The 24,494-nt window shown below is 63.8% G+C and carries 26 protein-coding genes; 18 read left to right on the top strand and 8 right to left on the bottom strand.

Annotated features, from left to right (window positions below; genetic code table 11):
- The first annotated feature begins 54 nt into the window (after positions 1-54).
- Positions 55-906 (top strand): GNAT family N-acetyltransferase, encoded by an 852-nt coding sequence (locus tag GHT07_RS18305; RefSeq protein ID WP_153586541.1) that lies wholly within the window; start codon positions 55-57, stop codon positions 904-906.
- Here GHT07_RS18305 and GHT07_RS18300 read toward each other — a convergent pair whose 3' ends face one another.
- Both GHT07_RS18300 and GHT07_RS18295 read right to left on the bottom strand, forming a co-directional pair.
- A complete protein-coding gene (locus GHT07_RS18300; RefSeq protein WP_153586540.1) occupies positions 907-3,105 on the bottom strand; it encodes a malate synthase G in 2,199 nt (732 codons plus the stop codon).
- 30 nt (positions 3,106-3,135) lie between these two features.
- Entirely contained in the window at positions 3,136-3,813 is a 678-nt protein-coding gene (locus GHT07_RS18295; RefSeq protein WP_153586539.1) for a haloacid dehalogenase type II, read from the bottom strand.
- 162 nt (positions 3,814-3,975) lie between these two features.
- On the opposite strand from GHT07_RS18295, the gene hisC reads away from it, so the two are divergent.
- The 6 genes from hisC (at position 3,976) to GHT07_RS18265 (ending at position 9,735) form a co-directional block, all read left to right on the top strand.
- On the top strand, positions 3,976-4,995 hold the full coding sequence (gene hisC, locus GHT07_RS18290) for a histidinol-phosphate transaminase (protein ID WP_153586538.1): 1,020 nt from the start codon (positions 3,976-3,978) through the stop codon (positions 4,993-4,995).
- Between the two features lie 4 nt (positions 4,996-4,999).
- Entirely contained in the window at positions 5,000-5,965 is a 966-nt protein-coding gene (locus GHT07_RS18285) for a Bug family tripartite tricarboxylate transporter substrate binding protein (RefSeq protein WP_153586537.1), read from the top strand.
- Between the two features lie 61 nt (positions 5,966-6,026).
- Complete coding sequence (locus GHT07_RS18280) at positions 6,027-7,139, top strand: AAA family ATPase (RefSeq protein WP_153586536.1); 1,113 nt, start codon at positions 6,027-6,029, stop codon at positions 7,137-7,139.
- Entirely contained in the window at positions 7,136-8,332 is a 1,197-nt protein-coding gene (locus tag GHT07_RS18275) for a CaiB/BaiF CoA transferase family protein (RefSeq protein WP_153586535.1), read from the top strand. Before GHT07_RS18280 ends, GHT07_RS18275 begins: the two co-directional genes overlap by 4 nt.
- A gap of 6 nt (positions 8,333-8,338) precedes the next feature.
- Positions 8,339-9,262: a LysR family transcriptional regulator gene (locus tag GHT07_RS18270; RefSeq protein WP_153586534.1), complete on the top strand. Its 924-nt coding sequence runs from the start codon at positions 8,339-8,341 to the stop codon at positions 9,260-9,262.
- A 17-nt stretch (positions 9,263-9,279) separates the two neighbouring features.
- Positions 9,280-9,735 (top strand): DUF2214 family protein, encoded by a 456-nt coding sequence (locus tag GHT07_RS18265; protein ID WP_153586533.1) that lies wholly within the window; start codon positions 9,280-9,282, stop codon positions 9,733-9,735.
- Between the two features lie 95 nt (positions 9,736-9,830).
- On the opposite strand, the gene GHT07_RS18260 is transcribed toward GHT07_RS18265, so the two are convergent.
- Both GHT07_RS18260 and GHT07_RS18255 read right to left on the bottom strand, forming a co-directional pair.
- Positions 9,831-10,049 (bottom strand): PsiF family protein, encoded by a 219-nt coding sequence (locus tag GHT07_RS18260; protein WP_153586532.1) that lies wholly within the window; start codon positions 10,047-10,049, stop codon positions 9,831-9,833.
- Between the two features lie 167 nt (positions 10,050-10,216).
- Complete coding sequence (locus GHT07_RS18255; RefSeq protein ID WP_228488427.1) at positions 10,217-10,570, bottom strand: hypothetical protein; 354 nt, start codon at positions 10,568-10,570, stop codon at positions 10,217-10,219.
- A 117-nt stretch (positions 10,571-10,687) separates the two neighbouring features.
- On the opposite strand from GHT07_RS18255, the gene argS reads away from it, so the two are divergent.
- The 8 genes from argS (at position 10,688) to GHT07_RS18215 (ending at position 18,619) form a co-directional block, all read left to right on the top strand.
- The gene (argS, locus tag GHT07_RS18250; protein ID WP_153586531.1) at positions 10,688-12,385 is read left to right on the top strand and encodes an arginine--tRNA ligase; all 1,698 of its coding nucleotides are present in this window, start codon (positions 10,688-10,690) and stop codon (positions 12,383-12,385) included.
- 17 nt (positions 12,386-12,402) lie between these two features.
- Positions 12,403-13,110 (top strand): SPOR domain-containing protein, encoded by a 708-nt coding sequence (locus GHT07_RS18245; RefSeq protein ID WP_323741004.1) that lies wholly within the window; start codon positions 12,403-12,405, stop codon positions 13,108-13,110.
- Between the two features lie 26 nt (positions 13,111-13,136).
- A complete protein-coding gene (locus tag GHT07_RS18240; RefSeq protein ID WP_153586578.1) occupies positions 13,137-13,787 on the top strand; it encodes a thiol:disulfide interchange protein DsbA/DsbL in 651 nt (216 codons plus the stop codon).
- Between the two features lie 101 nt (positions 13,788-13,888).
- Positions 13,889-14,518, top strand: coding sequence for a lipopolysaccharide transport periplasmic protein LptA (gene lptA, locus GHT07_RS18235; protein WP_153586530.1), 630 nt, complete (start codon positions 13,889-13,891; stop codon positions 14,516-14,518).
- Positions 14,519-14,529: 11 nt separating this feature from the next.
- Positions 14,530-15,318, top strand: coding sequence for an LPS export ABC transporter ATP-binding protein (gene lptB / locus GHT07_RS18230; protein WP_153586529.1), 789 nt, complete (start codon positions 14,530-14,532; stop codon positions 15,316-15,318).
- Between the two features lie 118 nt (positions 15,319-15,436).
- Entirely contained in the window at positions 15,437-16,996 is a 1,560-nt protein-coding gene (locus GHT07_RS18225; protein ID WP_153586528.1) for an RNA polymerase factor sigma-54, read from the top strand.
- Positions 16,993-18,210 carry a THUMP domain-containing class I SAM-dependent RNA methyltransferase gene (locus tag GHT07_RS18220; protein WP_323741003.1) on the top strand — a complete coding sequence of 406 codons (1,218 nt, stop codon included), beginning with the start codon at positions 16,993-16,995 and terminating at the stop codon, positions 18,208-18,210. Before GHT07_RS18225 ends, GHT07_RS18220 begins: the two co-directional genes overlap by 4 nt.
- Positions 18,185-18,619, top strand: a complete 435-nt coding sequence (locus tag GHT07_RS18215) for a putative toxin-antitoxin system toxin component, PIN family (RefSeq protein WP_323741001.1) — start codon at positions 18,185-18,187, stop codon at positions 18,617-18,619. The genes GHT07_RS18220 and GHT07_RS18215 overlap by 26 nt, the downstream gene beginning before the upstream one ends.
- Here GHT07_RS18215 and GHT07_RS18210 read toward each other — a convergent pair.
- On the bottom strand, positions 18,616-20,256 hold the full coding sequence (locus tag GHT07_RS18210; protein ID WP_153586526.1) for an FMN-binding glutamate synthase family protein: 1,641 nt from the start codon (positions 20,254-20,256) through the stop codon (positions 18,616-18,618). The genes GHT07_RS18215 and GHT07_RS18210 overlap by 4 nt on opposite strands.
- Positions 20,257-20,343: 87 nt before the next feature.
- On the opposite strand from GHT07_RS18210, the gene GHT07_RS18205 reads away from it, so the two are divergent.
- Both GHT07_RS18205 and GHT07_RS18200 read left to right on the top strand, forming a co-directional pair.
- On the top strand, positions 20,344-20,598 hold the full coding sequence (locus GHT07_RS18205; protein WP_153586525.1) for a type II toxin-antitoxin system Phd/YefM family antitoxin: 255 nt from the start codon (positions 20,344-20,346) through the stop codon (positions 20,596-20,598).
- A gap of 1 nt (position 20,599) precedes the next feature.
- Positions 20,600-20,881, top strand: coding sequence for a Txe/YoeB family addiction module toxin (locus GHT07_RS18200; protein ID WP_323740999.1), 282 nt, complete (start codon positions 20,600-20,602; stop codon positions 20,879-20,881).
- On the opposite strand, the gene GHT07_RS18195 is transcribed toward GHT07_RS18200, so the two are convergent.
- Genes GHT07_RS18195 through GHT07_RS18185 form a run of 3 tightly spaced genes read right to left on the bottom strand, consistent with a single transcriptional unit; the run spans position 20,882 to position 23,209 of the window.
- Positions 20,882-21,787, bottom strand: a complete 906-nt coding sequence (locus GHT07_RS18195; protein ID WP_323740998.1) for an alpha/beta fold hydrolase — start codon at positions 21,785-21,787, stop codon at positions 20,882-20,884.
- On the bottom strand, positions 21,784-22,278 hold the full coding sequence (locus GHT07_RS18190; protein ID WP_153586523.1) for a nuclear transport factor 2 family protein: 495 nt from the start codon (positions 22,276-22,278) through the stop codon (positions 21,784-21,786). Before GHT07_RS18190 ends, GHT07_RS18195 begins: the two co-directional genes overlap by 4 nt.
- A 43-nt stretch (positions 22,279-22,321) precedes the next feature.
- Positions 22,322-23,209, bottom strand: coding sequence for a LysR family transcriptional regulator (locus GHT07_RS18185; RefSeq protein WP_323740997.1), 888 nt, complete (start codon positions 23,207-23,209; stop codon positions 22,322-22,324).
- Between the two features lie 114 nt (positions 23,210-23,323).
- On the opposite strand from GHT07_RS18185, the gene GHT07_RS18180 reads away from it, so the two are divergent.
- Positions 23,324-24,490 (top strand): Acg family FMN-binding oxidoreductase, encoded by a 1,167-nt coding sequence (locus tag GHT07_RS18180; RefSeq protein ID WP_153586521.1) that lies wholly within the window; start codon positions 23,324-23,326, stop codon positions 24,488-24,490.
- Positions 24,491-24,494: the final 4 nt, after the last annotated feature.

Genomic DNA, 24,494 nt, shown 5'->3' with positions numbered 1-24,494 from the left:
TGAAATCGTAAGCGTGCAAGTGTGACAGGCGTGTGTCATCGCTAGACTCGACCCGTGCAAGCATCAGAAAGCATTCACCCCGCCGAGACGGTTGCCCCAGCCGCGTTGCATGCAGCGATGACCGGCGCTTTCGCGGACTACCTCATTGGCTCGTTCGCGCTGCCCCTGGCGCAGTGGTCCACATTTCTTGCGCGCCATGCAGTGGATCTTTCCTGCAGTCGCGTTGCAGTGCAGCGCGGTGAAGTGATCGCATTCGCGCTGGTCGCGCCGCGCGCGGAACTCGGGCGCTGGCGCCTCGCGACGATGGGCGCATTGCCTGCAGCGCGCGGCTGCGGGGCCGCCCCCGCATTGCTCGATGATTTCATTGAACGAGCCGGTGTCGCTGGCATGAGGGGTGTCGAGCTTGAATGCATCGCGCAAAACGAGCGGGCCCTGCGCCTGTATCAAAGCAGGCGCTTCGATGTGGACAGCCCACTCTATGGCTACACACGTGCACCGGGTGAAGCAACGCCTGAGCTCGCGCCGCAGAACGTGGAGCCGCTGGCCGCTGAAGCGGCGTATGAGTGGCTCGATGCTGTTGCGTTGCGGCGCGCTGACTTGCCGCTGCAGGTGACGCCGGTGTCATTGCGCGCCCTCGCGACGCCGCCTGTCGCGTGGCGTCACGGCGATGCGCTGCTGGTGTTCTCAGAGATCAGCGCGGACGCAGTCACCGTGCAAAGCATCGTCGATTCCAGCACTGGCCTGCGCGATGCAGAAGTGCTGGTCAGGCAGCTGGCAGCCCGCTATGCGATGCGCCGCATCACGGTGCCGCAATTGCAGCGGCCCGATATCGGCGGCGATGCATTCGAGCGCGCCGGCTTCGAGCGGTTGCCGATGCACCAATACCTGATGCGCAGGCCCCTGTAGTCAGGCCGTGCCAGCCTTCACCTTCAACCGCCACGCGTGCAGCAGCGGCTCGGTGTAACCACTCGGCTGCTCCAGGCCTTTGAACACGAGGTCGCAAGCTGCCTTGTACGCGGCCGAGGTCTCGAAGTGGCCGGCCATCGGCTTGTAGAGCGGGTCGCCTGCGTTTTGCTGGTCCACCACCGCAGCCATGCGCTCGAACGTGGCCTTGACCTGGTCGTGCGTGACCACGCCATGCTTGAGCCAGTTCGCGATGTGCTGGCTGCTGATGCGCAGCGTCGCGCGGTCTTCCATCAGGCCGACGTTATGGATGTCAGGCACCTTCGAGCAGCCCACGCCCTGGTCGATCCAGCGCACCACGTAACCCAGGATGCCCTGCGTGTTGTTGTCCAGCTCCTGCTGGCGCTCCTCGGCCGTCCACTTCGCTTGCGCGACCACCGGAATGGTGAGCAGGCCGGTGAGCAGTTGCTCGTAGTCGGCGTCGGCGCTCATGTTGCGCTCCATCTCTTGCTGCACTTGCGCCACGTTCACCAGGTGGTAGTGCAGCGCGTGCAGCGTTGCGGCAGTGGGCGATGGCACCCACGCCGTGTTCGCGCCAGCTTTCGGGTGAGCGATTTTTTGCTCGAGCATCGCGGCCATCAGGTCAGGCATCGCCCACATGCCTTTGCCGATCTGCGCGCGGCCACGCAGGCCGGTGGACAGGCCCGCGAGCACATTGTTCTTCTCGTACGACTGTATCCACGCGCTGGCCTTCATGTCGCCCTTGCGGTACATGGGGCCAGCGAGCATGGCTGTATGCATCTCGTCGCCCGTGCGATCCAGAAAGCCCGTGTTGATGAACGCGACACGCGACGCAGCCGCTTCAATGCATGCCTTCAGGTTCACGCTGGTGCGGCGCTCTTCATCCATGATGCCGAGCTTCACGGTGTTGGCAGGCAGGCCGAGCAACGTTTCAACACGGCCGAACAACTCCGACGCGAAGCCGACTTCCTTCGGCCCATGCATCTTCGGCTTGACGATATAGACCGAGCCCGTGCGTGAGTTCTTGATGCCGGGCTTGCCCTGGCGCTGCAGGTCATTGATTGCAATCGTTGTCGTCACGACGGCATCCAGAATGCCTTCCGGAATTTCCTTGCCATCGGCATACAGGATGGCCGGGTTTGTCATCAGGTGGCCGACGTTGCGCACGAACAGCAGCGAGCGGCCGTGCAGCGTCACTTCGCCGCCGGCAGGCGCGTGATACACGCGGTCAGCGTTCAGGCCGCGCGTGAAGGTCTTGCCGCCCTTGGACACTTGCTCGGTCAACGTGCCTTGCAAGATGCCCAGCCAGTTGCGATACGCGACGACCTTGTCTTGTGCATCGACAACGGCAACAGAGTCTTCAAGGTCAAGGATGGTGGACAGTGCGGCTTCCATCACCAGGTCGCTCACGCCTGCTGCGTCGCTCTTGCCGATGGCGGTGGTGCGGTCGATGCGAATGTCGATGTGGATGCCGTTGTGCTTGAGCAGCACCGACGATGGCGTCGCCGCGTCGCCCTGGTAGCCCACGAACTGCGACGAGTCCTTCAGCTTTGACGATGCGCCGCCCTTCAGCGCGACGATGAGGTCGCTGCCATTCACCGAGTAGCCTGTCGCATCTGCATGCGAGCCCGATGCAAGCGGAGCGGCCTGGTCGAGCACGTTGCGCGCAAACGCAATCACCTTCGCGCCGCGCACGGGGTTGTAGCCGCCGGACTTTTCTGCGCCGCCGGTCTCGGCAATGGCGTCGGTGCCATAGAGCGCGTCATAGAGCGAGCCCCAGCGCGCGTTGGCTGCGTTCAGTGCATAGCGTGCGTTAAGGATAGGAACGACGAGCTGCGGGCCGGCTTGCAGCGCAAGTTCAGCATCTACATTCGTCGTCGTTGCCTTGGCGCCCGCGGGCGGCGGCACAAGGTAGCCGATGCCTTCCAGAAAGCGGCGATAGGCCGCCATGTCGAGGATAGGGCCGGGGTTGGCCTGATGCCATTTGTCGAGTTCCGCCTGCAGCCGGTCGCGCTCGGCGAGCAGCGCGATGTTCTTGGGCGCCAGGTCACTGACGATCGCGTCGAAGCCGGCCCAGAATGCGGCGCTTTGCACGCCGGTGCCGGGCAACACTTCGTCTTCAATGAATCGATACAGCTCGGTGGCGACTTGCAGGCCGTGAATGGTGGTGCGTGCTGTCATGGTGGAGGCTCTCCCAAAGATAAAAGTCGGTCAGAAAAATTCGAGGACATCGCGCAGGCTGTTGCCCGTGCGCGCCGGCTGCGTGCCAAGCTCTTCGAATGGCAGGCCGTAACGGTTCACCCACAGCGTGCGATAGCCAAACCAGGTGGCGCCAAGTGCGTCCCAGGCGTTGCAGCTCACGAAAGCGATTTGCTTGATGTCGAGGCCAGTGACTTGCGGGCCGAGTGCATACGCATCCGGGTGCGTCTTGAACTTGCGGACGCTGTCGACGCTGATCACGTGATCGAGCAGCCCTTCGAGGCCCGCGCTGCGAACGGCAACGCCCAGCATCTCCGGGTCGCCGTTGCTCAGGATGCCAGTGACCACGTGCCGGTCTTTCAGCGCCTGCAGCACTTCGCGGTTTTCCGGGAAGGCGGAGAGGTGGCGGTACTGGTTCATCAGCCGGTCTTCGGCCGCGCTTTGCAAGTCGAGCGCGAGGCGCTTGCAGGCGTAGCGCAGCGCGGCGCGCGTCAGCTCCCAGAACGGGCGGTAGTGCGAGCCGTGATTGCTGGTGGTCACAAGGCGCGTGTAGTCGATCTGCTTGTCGCGCCACAGAACGCCGAGCGCTTCGCCCTTGCCGGGGAACAGCTGTTCAGCCAGCAGCCCGACGCTGTAAACGTCGAAGAGCGTGCCGTAGGCATCGAACAGGACGGCTTTGGGTTTTTCCATAGCTGAACTGTATTCGGAACCTGGGTGCGCATTGATGCGTGAATTTGTTGTTCGTCTTTGACTTTTATGGGGGTAATTCGCGCAAGCTCCAACCGGGTACGACCTGATGGGCCGGGCTGCGGCCCGCCGATATATTTAATGTCTTAAATGATTTAGATCCCCATGCTGCAGCTCGCTTCGAATGAAAACCCGTTGGGCATGCCGCAGGCGGCGCGAGACGCAGCCACGCGGGCGCTGACCGACGCATCCTGGTATCCGGATGCCAACGGCACCCTGCTGAAGCAGGCGCTCGCTTCGCGGTTTAGCGTGCCCGCAGAGTGGCTGACGCTCGGCAGTGGCTCCGCCGAACTGCTCACGATGGCAGCGCATGCCTTCGTGGAGCCGGGCCACGGCGTTGTGTACTCGCAATACGGATTTCTGGTCTACGGCGTTGCAACGTCGCAGGTGCATGGCAAGCACATCGTCGTGCCTGCAAAGAATTTCGGGCACGACCTCGATGCAATGGCCGCCGCGCTCGACGGCGGCACGCGCCTGGCGTTCGTGGCCAACCCGAACAATCCGACCGGCACGTTCATCGACGGGCATCGGCTGCTGGCCTTCCTGGAGCGAGTGCCTGCCAGCGTGACGGTCCTGCTCGATGAGGCGTACACGGAATACCTGCGGCCTGAACAGCGCTACGACAGCATTGCGTGGGTGCGGCGGTTTCCGAACCTGATCGTCGCGCGCACTTTCTCAAAGGCCTATGGGCTGGCCGGCTTGCGAGTCGGCTACGGCGTATCGCAGCCGGCGCTCGCCGCGCGGCTGGAGGCCACGCGGCCACGCTTTAACGTGACGACACCTGCCATTGCCGCAGCGGCCGCTGCGCTGGGCGACAGCGATTTCATCCGGCGAACGTTCGAGATGAACGCGGCGGGCCGCGAGCAGCTGGCCACGGGCCTGTCGCTGCTCGGCCTGGAATGCTTGCGCTCTGCGGGCAACTTCGTGATGGTTCGCGTGGGTGACTCGTCCGCCGTCCATCGGCGCCTGCTCAAGGCCGGCATTGCCGTTTCACCGTTGCACGCTTACGCGCTGGACGAATGGCTGCGCATCAGCGTCGGCCTGCCTGAACAGAACCGCCAGCTGCTCGACGCCATGGCCCGCATCCTGGGCGAGAGCGAAGAGCCAACAACCAAGGAGACCTGAAGCCATGAAACGCCGCCACTTCACTGCACTTGCCGCCACTGCCATCACCGGCGCATTCACAGTGCCCGCTGCGCTCGCGCAAGACAAGACGATCAAGATACTCGTCGGTTTTCCGCCGGGCGGCTCCGCCGACGTGATCGCGCGCCTGCTCGCTGAAAAAATGCGCGGCCCGCTCGGCGCGAACGTGATCGTGGACAACAAGCCGGGCGCGGGCGGGCGCGTTGCGCTGCAGGAGCTCAAGCGTGCTGCGCCCGACGGGCAAACGCTGATCCTGTCGCCCAGTGGCGCGCTGGTGATCCAGCCATGGCTCTTCGCCAACCTGGGCTACGACCCGGTCAAGGATTTCACGCCAGTCTCGCTCGTGAGCACGTTCGACTTTGCAGTGACGGCAGGCCCTGGTGCACCAGCGGGCGACCTGAAAGCCGTGATGGCATGGATGAAGGCCAACCCCGGCAAGGCCAACTACGCGACGTCGGGCGCGGGCACCGTGCCGCACTTCGCCGGCCAGTTGCTGGCACAGGCAACGGGGGTGACGATGACGCACGTCGCCTACCGGGGCGGGGCGCCGGCCGCGCAGGACCTCATCGGCGGGCAAGTGCCGCTGATGGTGGACACCGCGTCGGAGACGATCGAGCATCACAAGGCGGGCAAGGTGCGCATTCTGGCCGTCACGGGCGAGCAGCGGTCCAAGGCCCTGCCGGAAGTGCCGACGCTCAAGGAGCAGGGCATCAACATGGCAGCCGATGCGTTCTTCGGCCTGTACGGGCCCGCCGGCATGGCGCCTGACCTCGTCGCCCGGATCGATCGTGCCGTGACAGAAGCGCTGCGCTCGCCGGAAGTGCAGGAGAAGGTCTATTCGTTCGGGCTCGTGCCCAATCACGCGGGGCCGGGCGAATTGATGGCCATGCAGGCCGCGCACCTCAAGCGCTGGGAAGCGCCGATCAAGGCGTCAGGCTTCAAGGCTGAGTAGTCCGCCAAAGGGCCAGCGCAACGCCCGTCAGCTCAGCGTCCAACTGCGGTAGCCTTGGCGCATGAAGTCGTCCGCGCATGGCCTGGTCATCGGCAGTTTCTATCCGCCTCATGCGGGGCATGAGCTGCTGATCCGCACGGCTGCGCAGTTGTGCGAGCGTGTCAGCGTGATCGTGATGGCGGCCAGCCACGAGACGATCCCGCTGGCCACACGAGTGGGCTGGCTGCGCGAAATCCATTCTGATGCGAGGCATGTGCATGTGACGGGCGTCATCGACGACGTTGCGCTCGATCACGGTAACGCCACCCAGTGGGACCAGCATGTCGAGCTGATGCATCGCGGGCTCAGGACGCTGGGGGCGCCACCGGTGGCAACCGTGTTCACCTCCGAGCCCTACGGCGCGGAACTCGCACGCCGCTTCCACGCGATGCCTGTCACGCTCGATACGGGGCGCTCGCACGTCCAGGTGTCGGGCACGCGCGTGCGTGCAGATCTGGCCGCGCATTGGGACATGCTGGCCACACCGGTCAGGCGCGACCTGGCGTTGCGTGTGGTGGTGGTGGGTGCTGAATCTTCAGGCTCGACCACACTTGCCCATGCCATCACCGATACGCTGCGCAAGCGCGGTGGCGCGCATGCGCTCACAAGGGTTGTGCCTGATTTCGGCCGCACGTACAGCGTTCGTAAACATGCCACTGCCATTGCGCGGGCGCAGCTCGAAGGCAAGGCAGCGCCCGCCTTCAGTGAACTGGTGTGGGACACCGCCGAGTTCGTGGAGATCGCGCGCCAGCAGCGCCGCATCGAGCGGGAACAGGCCGCCTTCGGCGGCGCGGTGCTCGTGTGCGATACGGATCCGCTGGCCACCGGTATCTGGCATGAGCGTTACTTGGGCGCCGGCGAGAGTGATGTCGATGCGCTCGCGCGCCCCTTCGGTGACTTGTACATCGTCACGCATCACGAAGGCGTTCCATTTGTGCAGGACGCGATTCGCGACGGCGAGCGCCTGCGCGACTGGATGACCACGCGCTTCATCGAGCGGCTCACCTCCTTGCGCCTGCCGCACGTGGTCGTGGCCGGGCCGCACGAATCGCGCCTCGCGCGGGCGGTGGAAGCAGTGGCAGCCGCGCAGCGCCACGCGTGGCAGTTTGCAGTGCCCACAGGGTCGGCGCGATGACGCAGCCGCTTCCCTACGAGGGCATCCGCGTCGTCGAGTTCACGCACATGGTGATGGGGCCGACGTGCGGCATGGTGCTGGCCGACCTGGGCGCGGAAGTGATCAAGGTGGAACCCGTCGCGGGCGACAACACGCGGCACCTGCTCGGATCAGGCGCAGGATTTTTTCCGCTGTTCAACCGCAACAAGAAAAGCATTGCGCTGGACCTGCAGCGCCCCGAAGGGCGTGAAGCCGCATTGCGCCTGGTGGCCACGGCCGACATCGTGAGCGAGAACTTCAAGCCGGGCACGATGAAGAAGCTGGGCCTCGACTACACGGCGTTGTCCCGGCTCAACCCGCGCCTGATCTATATCAGCCACAAAGGCTTCCTGCCGGGGCCGTACGACCATCGCACCGCACTCGATGAAGTCGTGCAGATGATGGGCGGCCTCGCGTACATGACGGGCCGCCTCGGCGATCCGCTGCGTGCGGGCACGAGCGTGAATGACATCATGGGTGGCATGTTCGGCGCGATCGGTGCCATGGCCGCATTGGCCCAGCGCGAGAAGACGGGTGTGGGCCAGGAAGTGCAGAGCGCGCTGTTCGAGAACAACGTGTTCCTCGTCGCGCAGCACATGATGCAGTTCGCCGTGACGGGCAAGCCGGCAGCGCCGATGCCGGGTCGTATTTCGGCATGGGCGGTGTACGACGTGTTCACGGTGAAAGATGGCGAGCAGATCTTTCTCGCGGCGGTGAGCGATTCGCAGTGGGCCGTGTTTTGCGATGCGTTCGGTTTCGACGATCTCAAAGCCGATGCACGACTGAAGACCAACAACGACAGGGTGCAGGCACGCGAATGGTTGATCCCGGTTCTTCGCGCCAGCCTCGCAGATCGTTCCGCCTCGGAGTTAAGCGCGATCTTCGAGAAGAACGGCTTGCCGTTCGCGCCGATCACGCGGCCTGAAGCACTGTTCGACGACCCGCACCTGAAAGCCACAGGTGGGCTCGCGCCCTTGCACTTGCCCGATGGCCGCGAGACGAGCGTGCCGCTGTTGCCGCTGACGCTCGACGGGCAGCGGCCCGGCGTGCGTTTGCAGCCGCCGGTGGTGGGCGAACACACGCGTGAGTTGCTCGCACAGGTCGGCTACACAAAAGGCGACATCGCGCAGCTCGAAGCAAGCGGCGCAGTGCGAGCGCCTGCGGACCCGGCCTAGGCAGCCATGGACAAACTCAAGCAGCTTGAATCCTTCGTGTCCGTCGCGGCCAGGGGCAGCCTGACGGCGGCGGCACGCGCTGAAGGTGTCGCACCCGCCATCATGGGGCGCAGGCTCGATGCATTGGAAGAGCGGTTGGGCGTGAAGCTGCTGGTGCGCACCACGCGGCGCATCACGCTCACGCATGAAGGCAGTGCGTTCCTTGAAGATTGCCAGCGGCTGCTTGCCGACTTGTCGAATGCAGAAGCGAGCGTGAGCGCGGGCGGCGTGAAGGCGAGCGGCCACTTGCGCATTACTGCACCAGCCGGCTTTGGTCGCCGCCACGTGGCGCCGCTCGTGCCGAAATTCCGTGCCGAACATGCCGACGTGACCGTGTCGCTCAACCTCAGCGATCGCGTCGTCGATCTCGCGGGTGAGGGCTACGACTGCGCCGTGCGCGTGGGGGACTTGCCCGATTCGTCGCTTGTGAGTTTGCGCCTGGCAGACAACCGGCGGCTGTGCGTGGCCACGCCTGCGTACCTCAAGCGGCACGGCACGCCGAAGCATCCCGGCGAGCTGGTGAAGTTCGATTGCCTCGCGTTGTCCAGCGATGCATCGCAAACGCGGGGTTGGGCTTTCAGAGTTCCGCGTGAAGGCGGTGAGGGCAGCGAAGTCACGTACCTCAAGCCGGGCGGCCCGCTCGACTGCTCCGACGGGCAAGTGCTGCACGACTGGTGCATGGCGGGGCTGGGCATCGCATGGCGAAGCACCTGGGAAGTCGAGGGCCAGGTCGCGTCCGGCAAGCTGGTGGAAGTGCTGGCCGATTTCGCTGCGCCGCCCAACGGGATCTATGCCGTGTTCCCGCAGCGCAAGCACCTGCCGCTGCGCGTGCGCCTGTGGATCGACTTCCTCAAGCACACCTATAGCCGCGCTGATTACTGGGCACCCTGAAGAAAGCGATATCGACGATGGCACTCGAAGCACTGCTGGCCTATGCGCACCTCCTGGCGATCCTCACGATGGTCGTTTTCCTGTCGAGCGAAGCGGCGCTGTGCCGCGTCGAGTGGATCAACGCCAAGGTGGTCACGCGCCTGGGCCGTGTCGACATGATCTACGGCATCGCGGCTGCGGCGGTTGTGTTGACGGGTGTTGCCCGCACCATCTGGGGCATGAAGGGCACGGGCTGGTACTGGGGCAACAGCCTGCTTCACGTCAAGCTGGTGATGGTCGTGGCGGTGGGGCTGATCTCGATCAAGCCCACGTTTGCCTTTCGCCGGTGGAGCCGGGCGCTGGCCGCGACCGGCGCGTTGCCCGCTGAAGGCGAAGTCCGTGAGACCCGCAAGTGGGTGATGGTGCAGGCGCACCTGGTGGCGCTCATCCCGCTGGTGGCGGTGTTCCTGGCGCGAGGGTTTGGCGCGAAGTAGTGGGCAGGGAAAAGCCCGAACGAAGCGGGCCGTTGAAGGATTGTTCAGCATGCCTTGCATGGCGGCTCATGGCCGCAATGCAACGCAGGCGACTATCAGGCCCGCAGGCACGAGCTCATGAACTTCTTGCGTTCGTCGCCTTTCAGGGCCTTTTCCTTCGCGCCCTTGTTGCAGTCGGCCATCTTCGTTTGCTGCTTCGTCCGGGTCTTGGTTTTGGCTGCGGGTGCGGATGCGGTGTCGGCATCTTTGGCCGCGTAAGCGTTGCCGCAAGCGAGGATGGCGCCGATGACGATGGTGGAAATGATTTGCTTCATTGCTTTCTTCCTGGTTGGTTGCTGAAGACTTGATTGAACCGTCGTTCAGCAGCGCCGCCGTGCCACGAAGCGTGAAGCTTGCCTTTCGGTCTTGGTGAAAAAAGAACAAAGCCCCGCACGGCTTGCGCCGGCGGGGCTTTGGTTTTTTTAGAAGGGAAGCGCTGGGCTTACTTCTTGGCAGATGCAGCCGGCTTGGCCTCGGCAGCCTTGGTTTCTGCCGGCTTGGCTTCAGCCGCAGGCTTGCTGTCTTCCATGCACTTCTTCACGTGACTTTTCTTTGCGGCGCCATGCAGCTTCTTGTCGGCTGCGGATTTTTCGCAGGCGGCGGCGGGGCTGTTGTCGGCGTTGCACTTTTTCAGGAAGCTGGTTTTCGCAGCGCCGTTGAGCTTCTTTTCAGCGGCCTTGGCTTCGCAGCTCGAATCGCCTGACTTCATGGGCGCGCCGGCATGGCTGGCAGCGTAGGCGCCGCTCATCGAAAACAGCGCGAATCCGAATGTCATCAGGCAAAGCAATTTCTTCATGGGAGCTCCTCGTTAGGGTGTGTGGTGGTACGACCGTGGAACATTCCAGCACACAACACGCTGCTCATCAAGGCCACACACCCGGGTTTACAGTGTTGCCGCCAGTAAAATCATCGGATGCTCCAGGTCAAACAGGAATTGCTCGGCGCGCTTGCAGCCGGGCTGGAAGCGCTTTCGCCCGGCTCGGGTGAGAAGGCGGCTTTCGAATCGCCCAAAGTGGCAGCGCATGGCGATTTCGCCAGCACCGCCGCGATGCAGCTCGCCAAGCCGCTCAAACTCAACCCGCGCCAGGTGGCAGAAACGCTGCGCGCCTCGCTGCTTGCGTCGGCGCCGTTCCAGCAGTGGGTCGAGTCAGTGGAGATCGCAGGCCCCGGCTTCCTGAACATCAAGCTCAAGCCGCAGGCCAAGCAGCAGGCCGTCAAGGAAGTGCTCGCCACGGGCGAGCGCTATGGCATGCAGCCCGCGAACGGCCAGCACATCATGGTCGAATTCGTCTCGGCCAATCCCACGGGCCCGTTGCACCTGGGCCACGGCCGGCAGGCGGCGCTCGGTGACGCGATCTGCAGCCTGTATGCGAGCCAGGGCTGGGACGTGCACCGCGAGTTCTATTACAACGACGCCGGCGTGCAGATCGAGAAGCTGGCCATGTCCACACAGCTGCGCGCCAAGGGCTTCAAGCCGGGTGACGACTGCTGGCCGACCGACCCGGACAACCCCGAGAGCAAGAATTTCTACAACGGCGACTACGTCAAGGACATCGCCGACGACTTCCTCGCGAAGAAGACCGTGAAGGCCGATGACCGCGAGTTCACGGCCAGCGGCGACGTCGACGACATCGATTCGATCCGCCAGTTCGCCGTGGCCTACCTGCGCCACGAGCAGGACCTTGACCTCAAGGCGTTCGAGGTGAAGTTCGACCACTACTTCCTCGAGTCGAGCCTGTACACATCGGGCAAGGTGGACGAGACGGTCAAGCGCATCGAAGCATCGGGCAAGACGTACGAAAAAGACGGCGCCCTGTGGCTGGCGACGACCGAATTCGGTGACGACAAGGACCGCGTGATGCGCAAGTCAGACGGCACGTACACCTACTTCCTGCCGGATGTGGCGTATCACATCAGCAAGTGGGAGCGCGGCTTTACCAAGGCCGTGAACATCCAGGGCACTGACCACCACGGCACGATCGCACGCGTGCGTGCCGGCTTGCAGGCGGCCAGTGTCGGCATCCCCAAGGGCTACCCGGACTACGTGCTGCACACGATGGTGCGTGTGATGAAGGGCGGCGTGGAGGTGAAGATCTCCAAGCGCTCGGGCGGCTACGTGACGCTGCGCGACCTGATCGACTGGACCAGCAAGGACGCCGTGCGCTTCTTCCTGACCTCCCGCAAGGCCGATACCGAATACACGTTCGACGTGGACCTGGCTGTCGCGAAGAACAACGACAACCCGGTTTACTACGTGCAGTACGCACATGCACGCATCTGCTCGGTGCTCACCGCGTGGGGCGGCGATGTCGCATCGCTGTCGTCGGCCGATCTGTCGCCGCTCTCCAGCCCGCAGGCGCTGGCACTGATGCTGCAGATCGCCAAGTACCCCGAGATGCTGCGCGACGCCGCGATGGACCTGGCACCCCACGACGTGACGTTCTACCTGCGTGAACTGGCAGCGGCGTACCACAGCTACTACGACGCAGAGCGCATCCTGGTCGATGAAGAAAACGTGCGAAATGCCCGGCTCGCGCTCGTCGCGGCGACTGCGCAGGTGTTGCACAATGGCCTCGCGGTGCTGGGCGTGAGTGCGCCCCGCAAAATGTGAGCGCAGGAACATCCCAAGTGAAGACCAGACAATCCGGCAACGTTCTCGTTGGCATCATCATCGGCGTGGTGCTTGGCCTTGCCGTGGCGCTTGCCGTGGCCGTCTACGTGACCAAGGTGCCCGTGCCCTTCATGAACAAGGGCCAGAACCGCAATGCCGAGCAGGACGCGGCCGAGACCAGGAAGAACAAGGACTGGGACCCGAACGCGCCGCTCTACGGCAAGAATCCTGCGCGCGCCATGCCGCCCGCGTCGGGTGCGAGCGCTTCGGCTGCCGGTGCGGTTGTTGCGGCGCCCGTGGCGTCCGGCTCGGGCGTGCCGGTGGCGACCATTCCCGCACCGCCGCTCGCATCGCCCTTCCCGCCTTCGTCTGCAGCCTCCAGAGACAAGCAGTTGCCCCCGGCTGTGGCTGGCCGCGCCACCAGCGCCGACCCGCTGGGTGACCTGGCCATGGCCAAGTCACAGTCCGCGCAACCCACCGGTGGCGATCCTTTCCTCTATTTCGTGCAAGTGGGCGCTTTCCGCACAGCCGAAGACGCAGAGGCGCAGCGCGCCAAGCTCGCGCTGCTGGGCTTCGACGCCAAGGTCAACGAGCGCGAGCAGTCCGGCCGGCAGGTGTTCCGCGTTCGCGTCGGCCCCTTCGAGAAGAAGGACGATGCCGACAGACAAAAGGAACGTCTGGACGCCACCGGTGTCGAAACCGCTTTGGTGCGCGTGCAGCGCTGAACTCTCCCCAAGGAAGCATGGTCATGATGAAACGACGCGAGTTTTCGACCCTGGTTGCCGGTACGGTGGCAGTCGCGGCCCTGTGGCCCGAGTTGTTGCTGGCGCAAGGCAAGCCGCCCCAAGACGGCGTCGATTTCCTGACGCTCGACAAGCGGGTGAACGTCGATGCGCCCGCCGGCAAAGTCGAAGTGATCGAGTTCTTCTGGTACAGCTGCCCGCACTGCAATGCGTTCGAGCCCAAGCTCGAAGCCTGGATCAAGAAGCTGCCCGCCGACGTCGTCATGCGCCGCATTCCGGTTGGCTTTCGTGATGAGTTCGTGCCGCAGCAGCGCCTGTACTACACGCTGGAAGCGCTGGGCAAGCTCGACGAACTGCATGGCAAGGTTTTCCGCGCGATCCACCAGGACCGCCTCTTGCTCAATCGTGAAGACCTGATCGTGGCGTGGATCGAAAAGCAGGGCGTCGACGTCGCAAAATTCCGCGAGACCTACAACTCGTTCGGCATCTCGTCGAAAGCGCGCCGCGCCACACAGATCCAGGATGCATTCAAGGTTGACGGCGTGCCCGCTATCGGCATCCAGGGCCGCTACTACACCGACGCATCGCTCGCCGGAAACATGGACAAGGCGTTGCAGGTCACGGATTACCTGATGGCCCAAGTGCGAAAAGGCGCCTGAAGCAGTTGGGTAAAGACACCTGATCCAGGTGCGGCGCCAGGCGCCATGTGCAAAGCTGTGGATCGGCAGGGCATAATCGTCTCAGCAAGATTCATGCCTCTATGACCAAACCACACGTCCTCACCCTGTTCCCACTCGCGCTGGCGCTGCTTTGCGGCAATGTCCTGGCCGAGAAGGCTGACAAGGAAAAACCGATGAACGTCGAGGCAGACACCCTGCGCTACGACGACCTCAAGCAGACGAGTGTGTTCACCGGCAACGTTGTCCTGACCAAGGGCACGATCGTGATTCGCGGTGCGCGCGTCGAAGTGCGGCAGGACCCCGAGGGCTACCAGTACGGCACCGTGACGGCTGAGGCAGGCAAACTGGCCTTCTACCGCCAGAAGCGCGAAGGCGTGGATGAGTTCATCGAGGGAGAAGGCGAAACGATCGAATACGACGGCAAGGCCGACCGCGTGAAGTTCATCAAGCGGGCAGAAATGCGCCGTTTCCGCGGTGCGGCCCTGGCCGACGAGATCGTCGGCAGCCTCATCACCTACGACAACACGAACGACCAGTTCAATGTCGACGGTGGCCCGCCCGGAACCGTGGGCGGCCCGCTCGGTGGCACCCGTGTGCGCGCCGTGCTGGCGCCTCGCGGCGCGCCTGCTGCATCCGGCCCAGCTGCCCCCGCCCCGCAGGCGCCAGTGCAGCTTCGCCCCAGCCTGACATTCGACGGGGGCAAGAAGTGAACGTGGCGGTCATGAACGACCGCGCAGACGCCTCCTCGCCGGCCCACAAGGATGCGCCCGTGAGCCAGCTGCGCGCCGCGCACTTGCGCAAGACCTTTGGCAATCGCACGGTGGTTAAAGACGTTTCGCTGGCGGTGGACAAGGGCGAGGTGGTGGGCCTGCTCGGCCCCAATGGCGCCGGCAAGACCACGTCGTTCTACATGATCGTGGGCCTGGTGCGTGCCGACGCGGGCACGATCACCATCGACGGCAATTCAGTCGAGCACATGCCCATTCACCGCCGCTCGCGGCTGGGCTTGTCGTACCTGCCACAGGAAGCATCGATCTTCCGCAAGCTCAATGTGGAAGAGAACGTGCGTGCGGTGCTTGAGTTGCAGCGCGACGCGCAAGGCAAGCCGCTGGATTCCGCAGAAATCGAAAAGCGCCTGACTGCGCTGCTGCAGGACCTGCGAGTTGATCACCTGCGCGATTCGCCCGCACTTGCACTCTCAGGTGGCGAGCGCCGCCGGGTGGAGATTGCTCGCGCGCTGGCCACGCAACCGCGCTTCATCCTGCTGGACGAGCCTTTCGCGGGCATCGACCCCATTGCGGTGATCGAGATCCAGCGCATCATCGGCTTCCTCAAGTCGCGCGGCATTGGCGTGCTCATCACCGACCACAACGTGCGCGAGACACTGGGCATCTGCGACCACGCCTACATCATCAGTGATGGCAGCGTGCTGGCGCAAGGCACGCCCTCCGAGATCGTCAACAACGCCGAGGTCCGGCGGGTTTATCTCGGCGAGCACTTCAGAATGTGATGGCCGGCGTGCCTGAGTCGCATTTCGGCCCCCTCTTGAGCGGCGACGGGCCGCCCCTAGCCGCGAGGGCCCCCTCGGGGGGCAGCGCAGCACACGCAGTGGCAAGCGTGGGGGCTCCATGAAGCAGGGCTTATCGCTACGCGTCTCGCAGCATTTGGCGTTGACGCCGCAGCTGCAGCAGTCCATCAGGCTGCTGCAACTCTCGACACTGGAGCTGTCGCAGGAAGTCGAGCAGATGCTCGATGAAAACCCGTTCCTGGAAGTGAACCAGGACGAAGCACCGCGCGAAGAATTCGGGCTTGCACATGAAAATGCTGCTGCACCCGAAGACGACCGCGAAGTCGAACACGCCGACTACGCGCTGCCTGCCAGTGAAGAACGCGCGGCACCGGCCGAAGCCGAAGCGCCTGCCAGTGCCGAAACAGAGCCCACCGACTGGGAGGGCGACGGCAGCACGGACATGGTGCCGGACGACGGCGAGTGGGGCGGCGATGCCACGCCACGCAAGAACAATTTGTCGGGCGACGAGGAGATGGATGCCACCGATCTCGCGCGCGGCAACGAGTCGCTGCAGAGCTTCTTGCACCGGCAAGCCCTGTCGTTGCGGCTCTCGGAAATCGACCGCTTTGCGCTGCGCTTTCTGATCGAATCGCTCAATGACGACGGCTACCTGGAAGACACGCTGGAGTCGCTCGCCGCAGGGCTCGCGCCCAATGACCTGGAGCAGCAGGAAGAGCTGGTGCATCGCTTCACCGTCGCGTTGGGCCTCCTGCATCACCTTGAGCCTGTGGGCGTTGGCGCGCGTTCACTGGCTGAATGCCTCACGCTCCAATTGAAAGCCCTGCAGGCTTCGCAGCCCCAAGCGACTGCCGCATGCACGGCGGCGCTGCACATCTGTGCACAACCGATCGAATTGCTTGCACGCCGCGACGTGAAGCGCCTCGTTCAGCTGTGCGGTGACACCGACGCCAATATCCGCGCCGCCATCGCGCTGATCGGCCGGCTCGAACCCAAACCCGGCCGCCGCTTCGTTGACGTGGAGCGCAACATCGTTGTGCCGGATGTGCTCGTCACGAAAACAGGGCGTGGAGCGACGATGCGTTTTCGGGTGCAGCTCAATCCCGATGTGATGCCGCGGCTGCGTGTGCACGATGTGTACGCCGGCGCGCTGAAGTCGCACAAGGGCGAAGGCCACCAGGCGCTGCAGCAGCGGCTGCAGGAAGCGCGCTGGTTCATCAAGAACATCCAGCAGCGCTTTGACACGATCTTGCGTGTGTCGAGCGCGATCGTTGAGCGCCAGAAAAACTTCTTTGTGCACGGCGAGCTGGCGATGCGGCCGCTGGTACTGCGCGAGATCGCGGACGAACTTGGCCTGCACGAATCCACCATCAGCCGTGTGACGACCGCCAAGTACATGGCTACACCGTTCGGCACATTCGAGCTGAAATACTTTTTTGGCTCTGCGCTGGGCACCGAGACAGGCGGCAATGCATCGAGCACAGCCGTGCGCGCACTGATCAAGCAGTTTGTGGCGAGTGAAAACCTCAAGAAGCCGCTGTCGGACAGCCAGATTTCAGAGATGCTGAAAGAGCAGGGCATCGAATGTGCGCGTCGCACGGTGGCCAAATACCGCGAGGCGCTGCGCATCGCGCCCGCGAACCTGAGAAAAGCACTGTGAACTCGCTCCAACTCTTTTTGCCCTGCGCCGCCGGCGTCGAGGGCTTCCTGGCCGACGAAGTGCACAGGCTCACAGGTCTTGCTGGCGATGACTTGCTCACGGCGCGTGGCGGTGTTGAAGTGCGTGCGTCGTGGCGCGATGCGATGCGCCTGAACTTGCACAGCCGCCTTGCGCAGCGCGTGCTGGTGCAGTTGTCGAACACGCCGTATCGAAGCGAGCAGGACTTGTATGAAGGCGCGAGCCAGGTTGCGTGGGAAGTGTGGTTCACCACGCGCGAGACATTCAAGGTTGAAGTCACAGCGCAGCACAGCCCGCTCAAGAGCCTGAACTTCGCGGGCCTGAAAGTCAAAGACGCGATCGTCGACCGCTTTCGCAACAAGACGGGCGAGCGGCCCAGCGTTGAAACGCAGTGGCCGCACACACGCGTATATGTGCACCTGACGAGCGAGCGCATGACGCTGTATATCGACACGTCAGGCGAGCCGCTCTTCAAGCGCGGCTGGCGTGAAGACAAGGGCGAGGCGCCGCTGAAAGAAACACTCGCCGCCGCCATGATTGCCGCGAGCGGCTGGGACACCGTGACGCCGCTCTACGACCCGTGCTGCGGCAGCGGCACCATTGCCATCGAGGCAGCGCAGATCGCATGCAACATCGCGCCAGGCCAGTTGCGCCGATTCGGTTTCGAACGCTTGCTGCCCTACCAGCCGCACGTGTGGAATGCACTGCGCGAAGAAGCGGTAGCTGCGCAAAAACAGTCGAGCGTTGAAGTGTTCGGCAGCGACGTCGCTTTCCGCATGGTTGATTTCGCGCAGCGCAATGCCGAACGTGCGGGCGTGGCAGATGTGGTGAAGCTGCGCGGTGGTGACGCGCTGCAGCGCATGCCTCCTTGCGAAACACCGGGCGTGATGCTCGTGAACCCGCCCTATGGCGCGCGGATTGAAACGGCAGGCGTCGCAGGCCGCACGCAGCAAGGGCGCGAGCGTGCCGATGTGGAAGATGGTGGCGACTTCTTCCCGCAGCTGGCTGCGCACTGGAAGAAGAACTACCCGGGCTGGACGGCGTGGATCCTCACGCCTGACCTGAAGCTGCCATCGCGCATGCGCCTGAAAGAATCGCGACGGGTGCCCATGTGGAACGGCCCCATCGAATGCCGCCTGTTCCGCTTCGACATGGTCAGAGGCTCCGCGCGTGACAAGCCGCCCGCTGGTCATTGACACCAACGTCGTCCTCGACATCTTCCTGTTCGACGACGCAGCCGCCAAGCCGTTGAAGGCGCTGCTCGAAACGGGGACTGTGCGGTGGCTCGCAACGCAGGTGATGCGCGATGAGCTCGAACGCGTGCTCGACTACTCGCAACTGCAGCCGCGCCTGGCGTACTACGCGCTCACACCCGCAGACATCCTCGCGGGCTTCGACCGCTATGTGCAGATCGTGGAACCTGCACAGAAGGCGCCCGTCACTTGCACAGACGGCGACGACCAGAAGTTCATTGACCTGGCAGTCGCGCACAAATGCCTGCTCTTGAGCAAAGACGCGGCCGTGCTGAAAACACGCAAGCGCCTTGAACGGCTCGATGTGCAGGTGATGAAGGCGCTGCCCGCCGCTGCTGCCTCTGCTGCCTAAACCACCGTTTTGATCTGCAAGGCCGAGAACGCTTCGGCCTGTGCCATGGGCCAGTACATCTTGTAGACGTTGTGCTGGCTGCTCATGTCGCCCGACAGCAGCGAGCCCGGCTCCACGCGTGCGATGAGGTTCGCGAGCAGCCGCACCTCGGTATCGGTGAGCCGGCGCACGATGTGATGCGCCGTGATCTCCTGCGGATGCTTCAGGCCAGCAGCCTGCACCAGCTCTTTCAATGCCGCGAGCGTGGCGCGCTGGTAGTTGAAAACGCGCTGCGCCTTGTCGGGCACGACGAGCGCGCGTTCGCGCAATGCATCTTGCGTCGTGACGCCCGTCGGGCAGTTGCCGGTGTGGCACGTCTGCGCCTGTATGCAGCCGAGCGCCATCATGAAGCCGCGCGCCGAATTGCACCAGTCGGCGCCCAGCGCCATCATCCGTGCGATGTCGAATGCGCTGATCACCTTGCCCGCGCAGCCGATCTTGATGCGCTCGCGCAGGCCCGTGCCGACCAGCGTGTTGTGAACGAGCAGCAGGCCTTCCTGCAGCGGCGCGCCGACGTGGTCGCTGAATTCCACGGGCGCAGCGCCCGTGCCGCCCTCTGCACCATCGACGACGATGAAGTCCGGCGTGACGTCGGTGGCGAGCATCGCCTTCACAATGCCGAACCATTCCCACGGATGTCCGATGCACAGCTTGAAGCCCGTGGGTTTGCCGCCCGACAACTCACGCAGTCGGGCGATGAACTTCATCATCTCCACGGGTGTCGTGAACGCGCTGTGCGATGACGGCGAGACGCAATCCACGCCCGCAGGCACGCCGCGTGCGCGAGAGATTTCAGCAGTGACCTTCGCACCCGGCAAGATGCCGCCGTGACCGGGCTTGGCGCCTTGGCTCAGCTTGATCTCGATCATCTTGACCTGCGGCTCGCGCGCGTTCGCGATGAAGCGTTCTTCGCTGAAGCCGCCGTGCTCGTCGCGGCAGCCGAAGTAGCCCGAGCCGATCTCCCAGATGATGTCGCCGCCGTGCACGCGGTGGTAACTGGAGATCGAGCCCTCGCCCGTATCGTGCGCGAAGTTGCCCATCTTCGCGCCCTTGTTCAGCGCGAGGATCGCGTTGCTGGAAAGCGAGCCGAAGCTCATCGCGGAGATGTTGAAGATGCTCGCTTCATACGGCTGCGCGCAAGTCGCGCCGATCGTGATGCGGAAGTCCGACGAGGCGAGCTTTGTGGGGAACATCGAATGGTTGATCCACTCGTAGCCCTGGCGCGTCACATCGAGTTGTGTGCCGAAGGGCCGGTTGTCCGCATCGCCCTTGGCGCGCTGGTACACGAGCGAGCGTTGCGCGCGCGAGAACGGCGTGCCGTCGGCCTCGCCTTCAATGATGTACTGGCGGATTTCAGGGCGCACGTATTCGAAGAGGAAGCGCAGGTGCCCGATCACCGGGTAGTTGCGCAGAATCGCGTGCCGCGTCTGCCGCAAGTCGTGAATGCCCACGACGATCAGGAAGGCGAACAGGACAACGCCCGCCACGCCCCAGTTCGGGTGATACGGAATGCACGCCAGGCTGGCGACGAGGCCAGCGAAGCACGCGAGGAGCGAATTGAACCGGACGCCGTAATGCCGGGAGAGGAATGCGGACATGGCGCGATGCTAACGGCAAGCCACTGCAATGGCTATCGACATGGTGCAGTCGTATTTGTACAATTACTTGGCAAAAAAGGATCTGCCATGCGCCTCATTAACTACAGCGAAGCACGCAACTCACTCAAGAGCGTCCTCGACACGTGCGCAGACGACGCAGACGTCACTGTCATCACGCGGCGCGACGGGCCGGATGCCGTGGTCATGTCGCTCGACCAGTACAACGGCATCATGGCTACGCTGCACCTGCTGTCGAGCCCGGCCAACGCTGCTCACCTTGCCAAGTCCATCGCGCAATACAGACAAGGCAAAGCGCGCCCCCGCAAGCTCACGCCCGCTTGACGTGGCGGCCAATCTCAGTTTTACCCAGAGCGCCTGGTCGGACTATGTGTGGTGGCAGTCGCAGGACAGGAAGACGCTCAAACGCATCAACACCTTGATCGAGTCAGCGCTACGCACGCCCTTTGAGGGCTTGGGCAAGCCCGAACCACTCGTCGGTGATCTTTCGGGGTTTTGGTCGCGCCGCATCGATGAGAAGAACAGGCTTGTCTATGCGGTCGATGGCAAGGATGCTTTAAAAGTGCTGACCGTGATCTCGTGCCGGTTCCACTACGGCGACAAATAACTAGCCGAAGAACGCCCGCAATTCCTTCGCCGTCTCGGCATGCAATTCTTCCGGGATGAAGTGCCCGGCCGGCACGCTGTGCCCGGTGACCTTGCCCGCGCATTGCGCCTGCCACAGCTCGATTGGTTTGAACAGCTTGTCGATCAAACCGCGCTGGCCCCACAACAGGTGGGTGTCGCACTGGATCTTCTCGCCCCTGGCGCGGCTTTCGCGGTCGTGATCGAGGTCAATGCCGGCACTCGCGCGATAGTCCTCGCACGCTGCATGAATGGATTCCGCGCGGCAAAAGCAGCGCTCGTATTCCGCCAGCGCGCGTGGCTCGATGTAGTCGAGCCCGCCGGCGCCCCAGCCGCCCAGCTTGGCGTGCAGGTACATCTTTGCGTTGGGGCCGATCATCGCTTCAGGCAGCGGCGATGGCTGGATCAAATGGAACCAGTGGTAGTAGTAGCGTGCGAACGTCATGCTCGTCATGTCGTACATGTCGAGCGTGGGTGCGATGTCGATCAGGCACAGTTTGCGCACGGCCTGCGGATGATCGACGGCGAGCCGATGCGCCACGCGCGCACCACGGTCGTGGCCGCAGACGAAGAACTCACGGGTCTGCAACAAGTCCATGAGGCCCACCATGTCCTGCGCCATGGCTCGCTTGCTGTAGTTGGAGTGGTCCTCCAGGCCGGGCACCTTGACCGAATCGCCGTAGCCGCGCAAGTCGGGCATCACGAGGAAGTAGTCGTTCTTGAGCTGCTGCGCGATGCGATGCCAGATCGCATGCGTTTGCGGAAAGCCATGCAGCAGGAGCAGCGCGGGCTTGTCTTGCGCGCCACCGAAGCGCGCAAAGATCTCTGTGCCGTTGACGGCAAATCGCGATTCATTGAAGCCGTCGAACCAGCCTGCCGCGCCGCTCACGATGCACTTGCCTTCGCCATGAACTTCTGCAAGTTCGCAGCAGCCGTCTTCTTGACTTTGCTGCGTATGACAGGTGTCCAGCCCAGTAGCAGGCCGGGTGCGCCGAGTGCCTGGCGCGACCACTTCCACAAGTCGAAGCTGTCGATGTGCTTGACGATCTTGCCTTGTGGGTCGAATTCAAACTTCGCGTCGATGCTGTTGTCCACGATGCGGCCCGTGGCGCTGAAGCGATAGTGAGCATCCCAATGCGCGTGGCCCGTGGTTGCATCAGCGCTGACATCGCTGAACTTCAGGCTCCACACGTCGGCGCCCTTGGCCTTGGTTGCTTCAACGAGCATGCGCCACATGCCCATCACTTCGCGCTTGCCGTTGAGGGTGAAGACTTCGTCCTGGAATGTGGCGTTGTCGGCATAGCAGGTGGCCATGGTGTCGGCGTCGAGCTGTGCGAACGCGCGGTAGAACGTCTCAATGGTTTGCTGGTTGGGATGCATGCCGGCTCCTCGTGGTGGTGGGGTGGGCGCCTGCTGCCAGGCTTCAGATCGCGCGCGGTACTGCGTCTGCCAGGAAATCGTACACCGCGCGGATGCGCGGACTGGTGCGAATTTCGCGGTGCACCGTCAGCCAGATAGGCAGCGGCGGGATCTTGAGCATCGGCAGCAAAGCAACGAGCCGGTTGTCAGTGCGCGCCAGGTAGTCGGCAACGAAGCCAATGCCAAGCCCGGCGCGCACCGCCTCCCAGTAAGCCACGAGGTCGTCGGTGCGGAAAGCGAAAGCCTCGCGCTCGACAGGAAAGCCGAACTGCGCAAAGCCGCGCAACATGGCTTCATCGCGGTCATGGCCGATCAGCTCGTGATTGACCAGATCGGCCAGCTGCTTGGGCGTGCCGCGCCGCCGCAGATAGTCGCGATGGGCATATGCGCCTAGCGTGACCTTGCCGATGCGCTTGGCGATGAGGCTGGCCTGGTCGGGCGGCACCATGCGAAGCGCGATGTCGGCTTCGCGGCGCAACAGGTTGCTCACGGCGTTGCTGGCGACCAGGTCGATCTGGATGTCGGGCAACGCGAGACGCATCTGGGCCAGTACAGCGGGCATCACGAAGCACGCGACGGTCGCGCTTGCCGTGATGCGTACCGAGCCGGACACGGCTTGCTGAGCGCCGGACACACTGCGCCCGAGCTGCAGAGCGCCGCCTTCCATGGCTCGTGCGGGCTCGGCCAGCCGATGCGCTATTTCGGTGGGCAGAAGTCCGCGACCCGTGCGTTCAAAGAGTACGACTCCCAGCTGGCTTTCCAGCTCAGCGATGTGACGACCGAGCGTCGGCTGTGTCGAGCCGAGCGCGCGGGCGGCGCCGAGCAGGCTGCGATGGTCGAGCGCGGCCAGGAATGAGCGAATGAGTCGCCAGTCGAAATCGAGCGGATTCACGGCAGAGCGGTATTCAACTATGAATAGCTGGTATGAAGCGTTAGGCAATTGTCGAACACCTCTGCACTTCTGACAATCACTCCATACCTACACCGTTTGCTTCAGGAGCGTTCCATGTCACAGCTACCTCGCCGCCAGTTTCTTCGTGTTGCAGGCGGACTCTCCGTCGCTGCCGCAACGCTCTCGCTGTCAGGTTGCTCGCTGTCGAGTGACTACCCGGCTGAGGCTGTGCAGGCGTGGGCGGGCCCTGGCCAGGAGCGCGATGTGCGCCGCTGGATTCTGGGCTGGGCGATTCTTGCGCCGCATTCGCACAACCTGCAGTCGTGGCTGGTGGATTTGTCCAGGCCTGACGAAATCACGCTCTATTGCGATCGCACGCGTTTGCTGCCCGAGACGGACCCGCTGTCGCGCCAGATGATGATGAGCCAGGGCACCTTCCTGGAGCTGCTCTCCATCGCTGCACGCGAGCGTGGTTTGCGCGCAGACATTGAACTCTTTCCCGAAGGCGAGTTTGGGCCCGTGAAGGTCGATGCGCGGCCCACGGCGCGCATACGTCTTGCGCAAGACCCGGCAGCGCAGCGTGATGCGCTGTTCGCGCAGATCCTTCATCGCCATACCCATAGAGGTGCATATGAGCCGCGCGTGCCGCAAGCTGCAGCGCTCGCCGCCATCGACAGTGCTGCAACGATGACGGGGGCGCGCAATGGCTTCGTCACTGACGATGACGCAGCGCTCGTGTCGCAGCACCGCGCGATTGCAAGCGAGGCGTGGCGCATCGAGCTGGTGACGCCGCGCACGATACTGGAGTCCTACAACGTCTTGCGCATTGGGCCGGCCGAAATCGCCAGGCATCGTGATGGCCTCTCGGTCAACACGCCGATGTTGCGCGCGATCAATGCGCTGGGCCTGTTCGACCGCACGAAGGCGCCAGGCCCGGATGACACGGCCACGCGCAGCCAGATCGACGAGTTCAACAAGAACATGGCCGCCACGCCCGCCTTTTACTGGATGGTCACCGCCGCCAATGACCGCAAGACGCAGATCAATGCGGGGCGTGCCTATGTGCGAGCGCAATTGGCGGCTACTGCACAAGGCCTGGTGATGCAGCCGCTCTCGCAAGCGTTGCAGGAATATCCGGAACAAGCCGCGCCCTACGCGCAGATTCACAAGCTGGCCGGCGCACAAGGCGGCACAGTGCAGATGTGGACGCGCCTGGGCTATGCCAAGCCCGCACAGCCCGCGCCGCGCAGAGGCGTGGACGCGCACATCCTTCGCGCGTGATGCC

Origin of the sequence: Caenimonas koreensis DSM 17982 (assembly GCF_009646335.1) — a bacterium.
Lineage (GTDB): Bacteria > Pseudomonadota > Gammaproteobacteria > Burkholderiales > Burkholderiaceae_C > Ramlibacter > Ramlibacter koreensis.
This window is presented reverse-complemented; position numbering and strand designations above follow the sequence as displayed.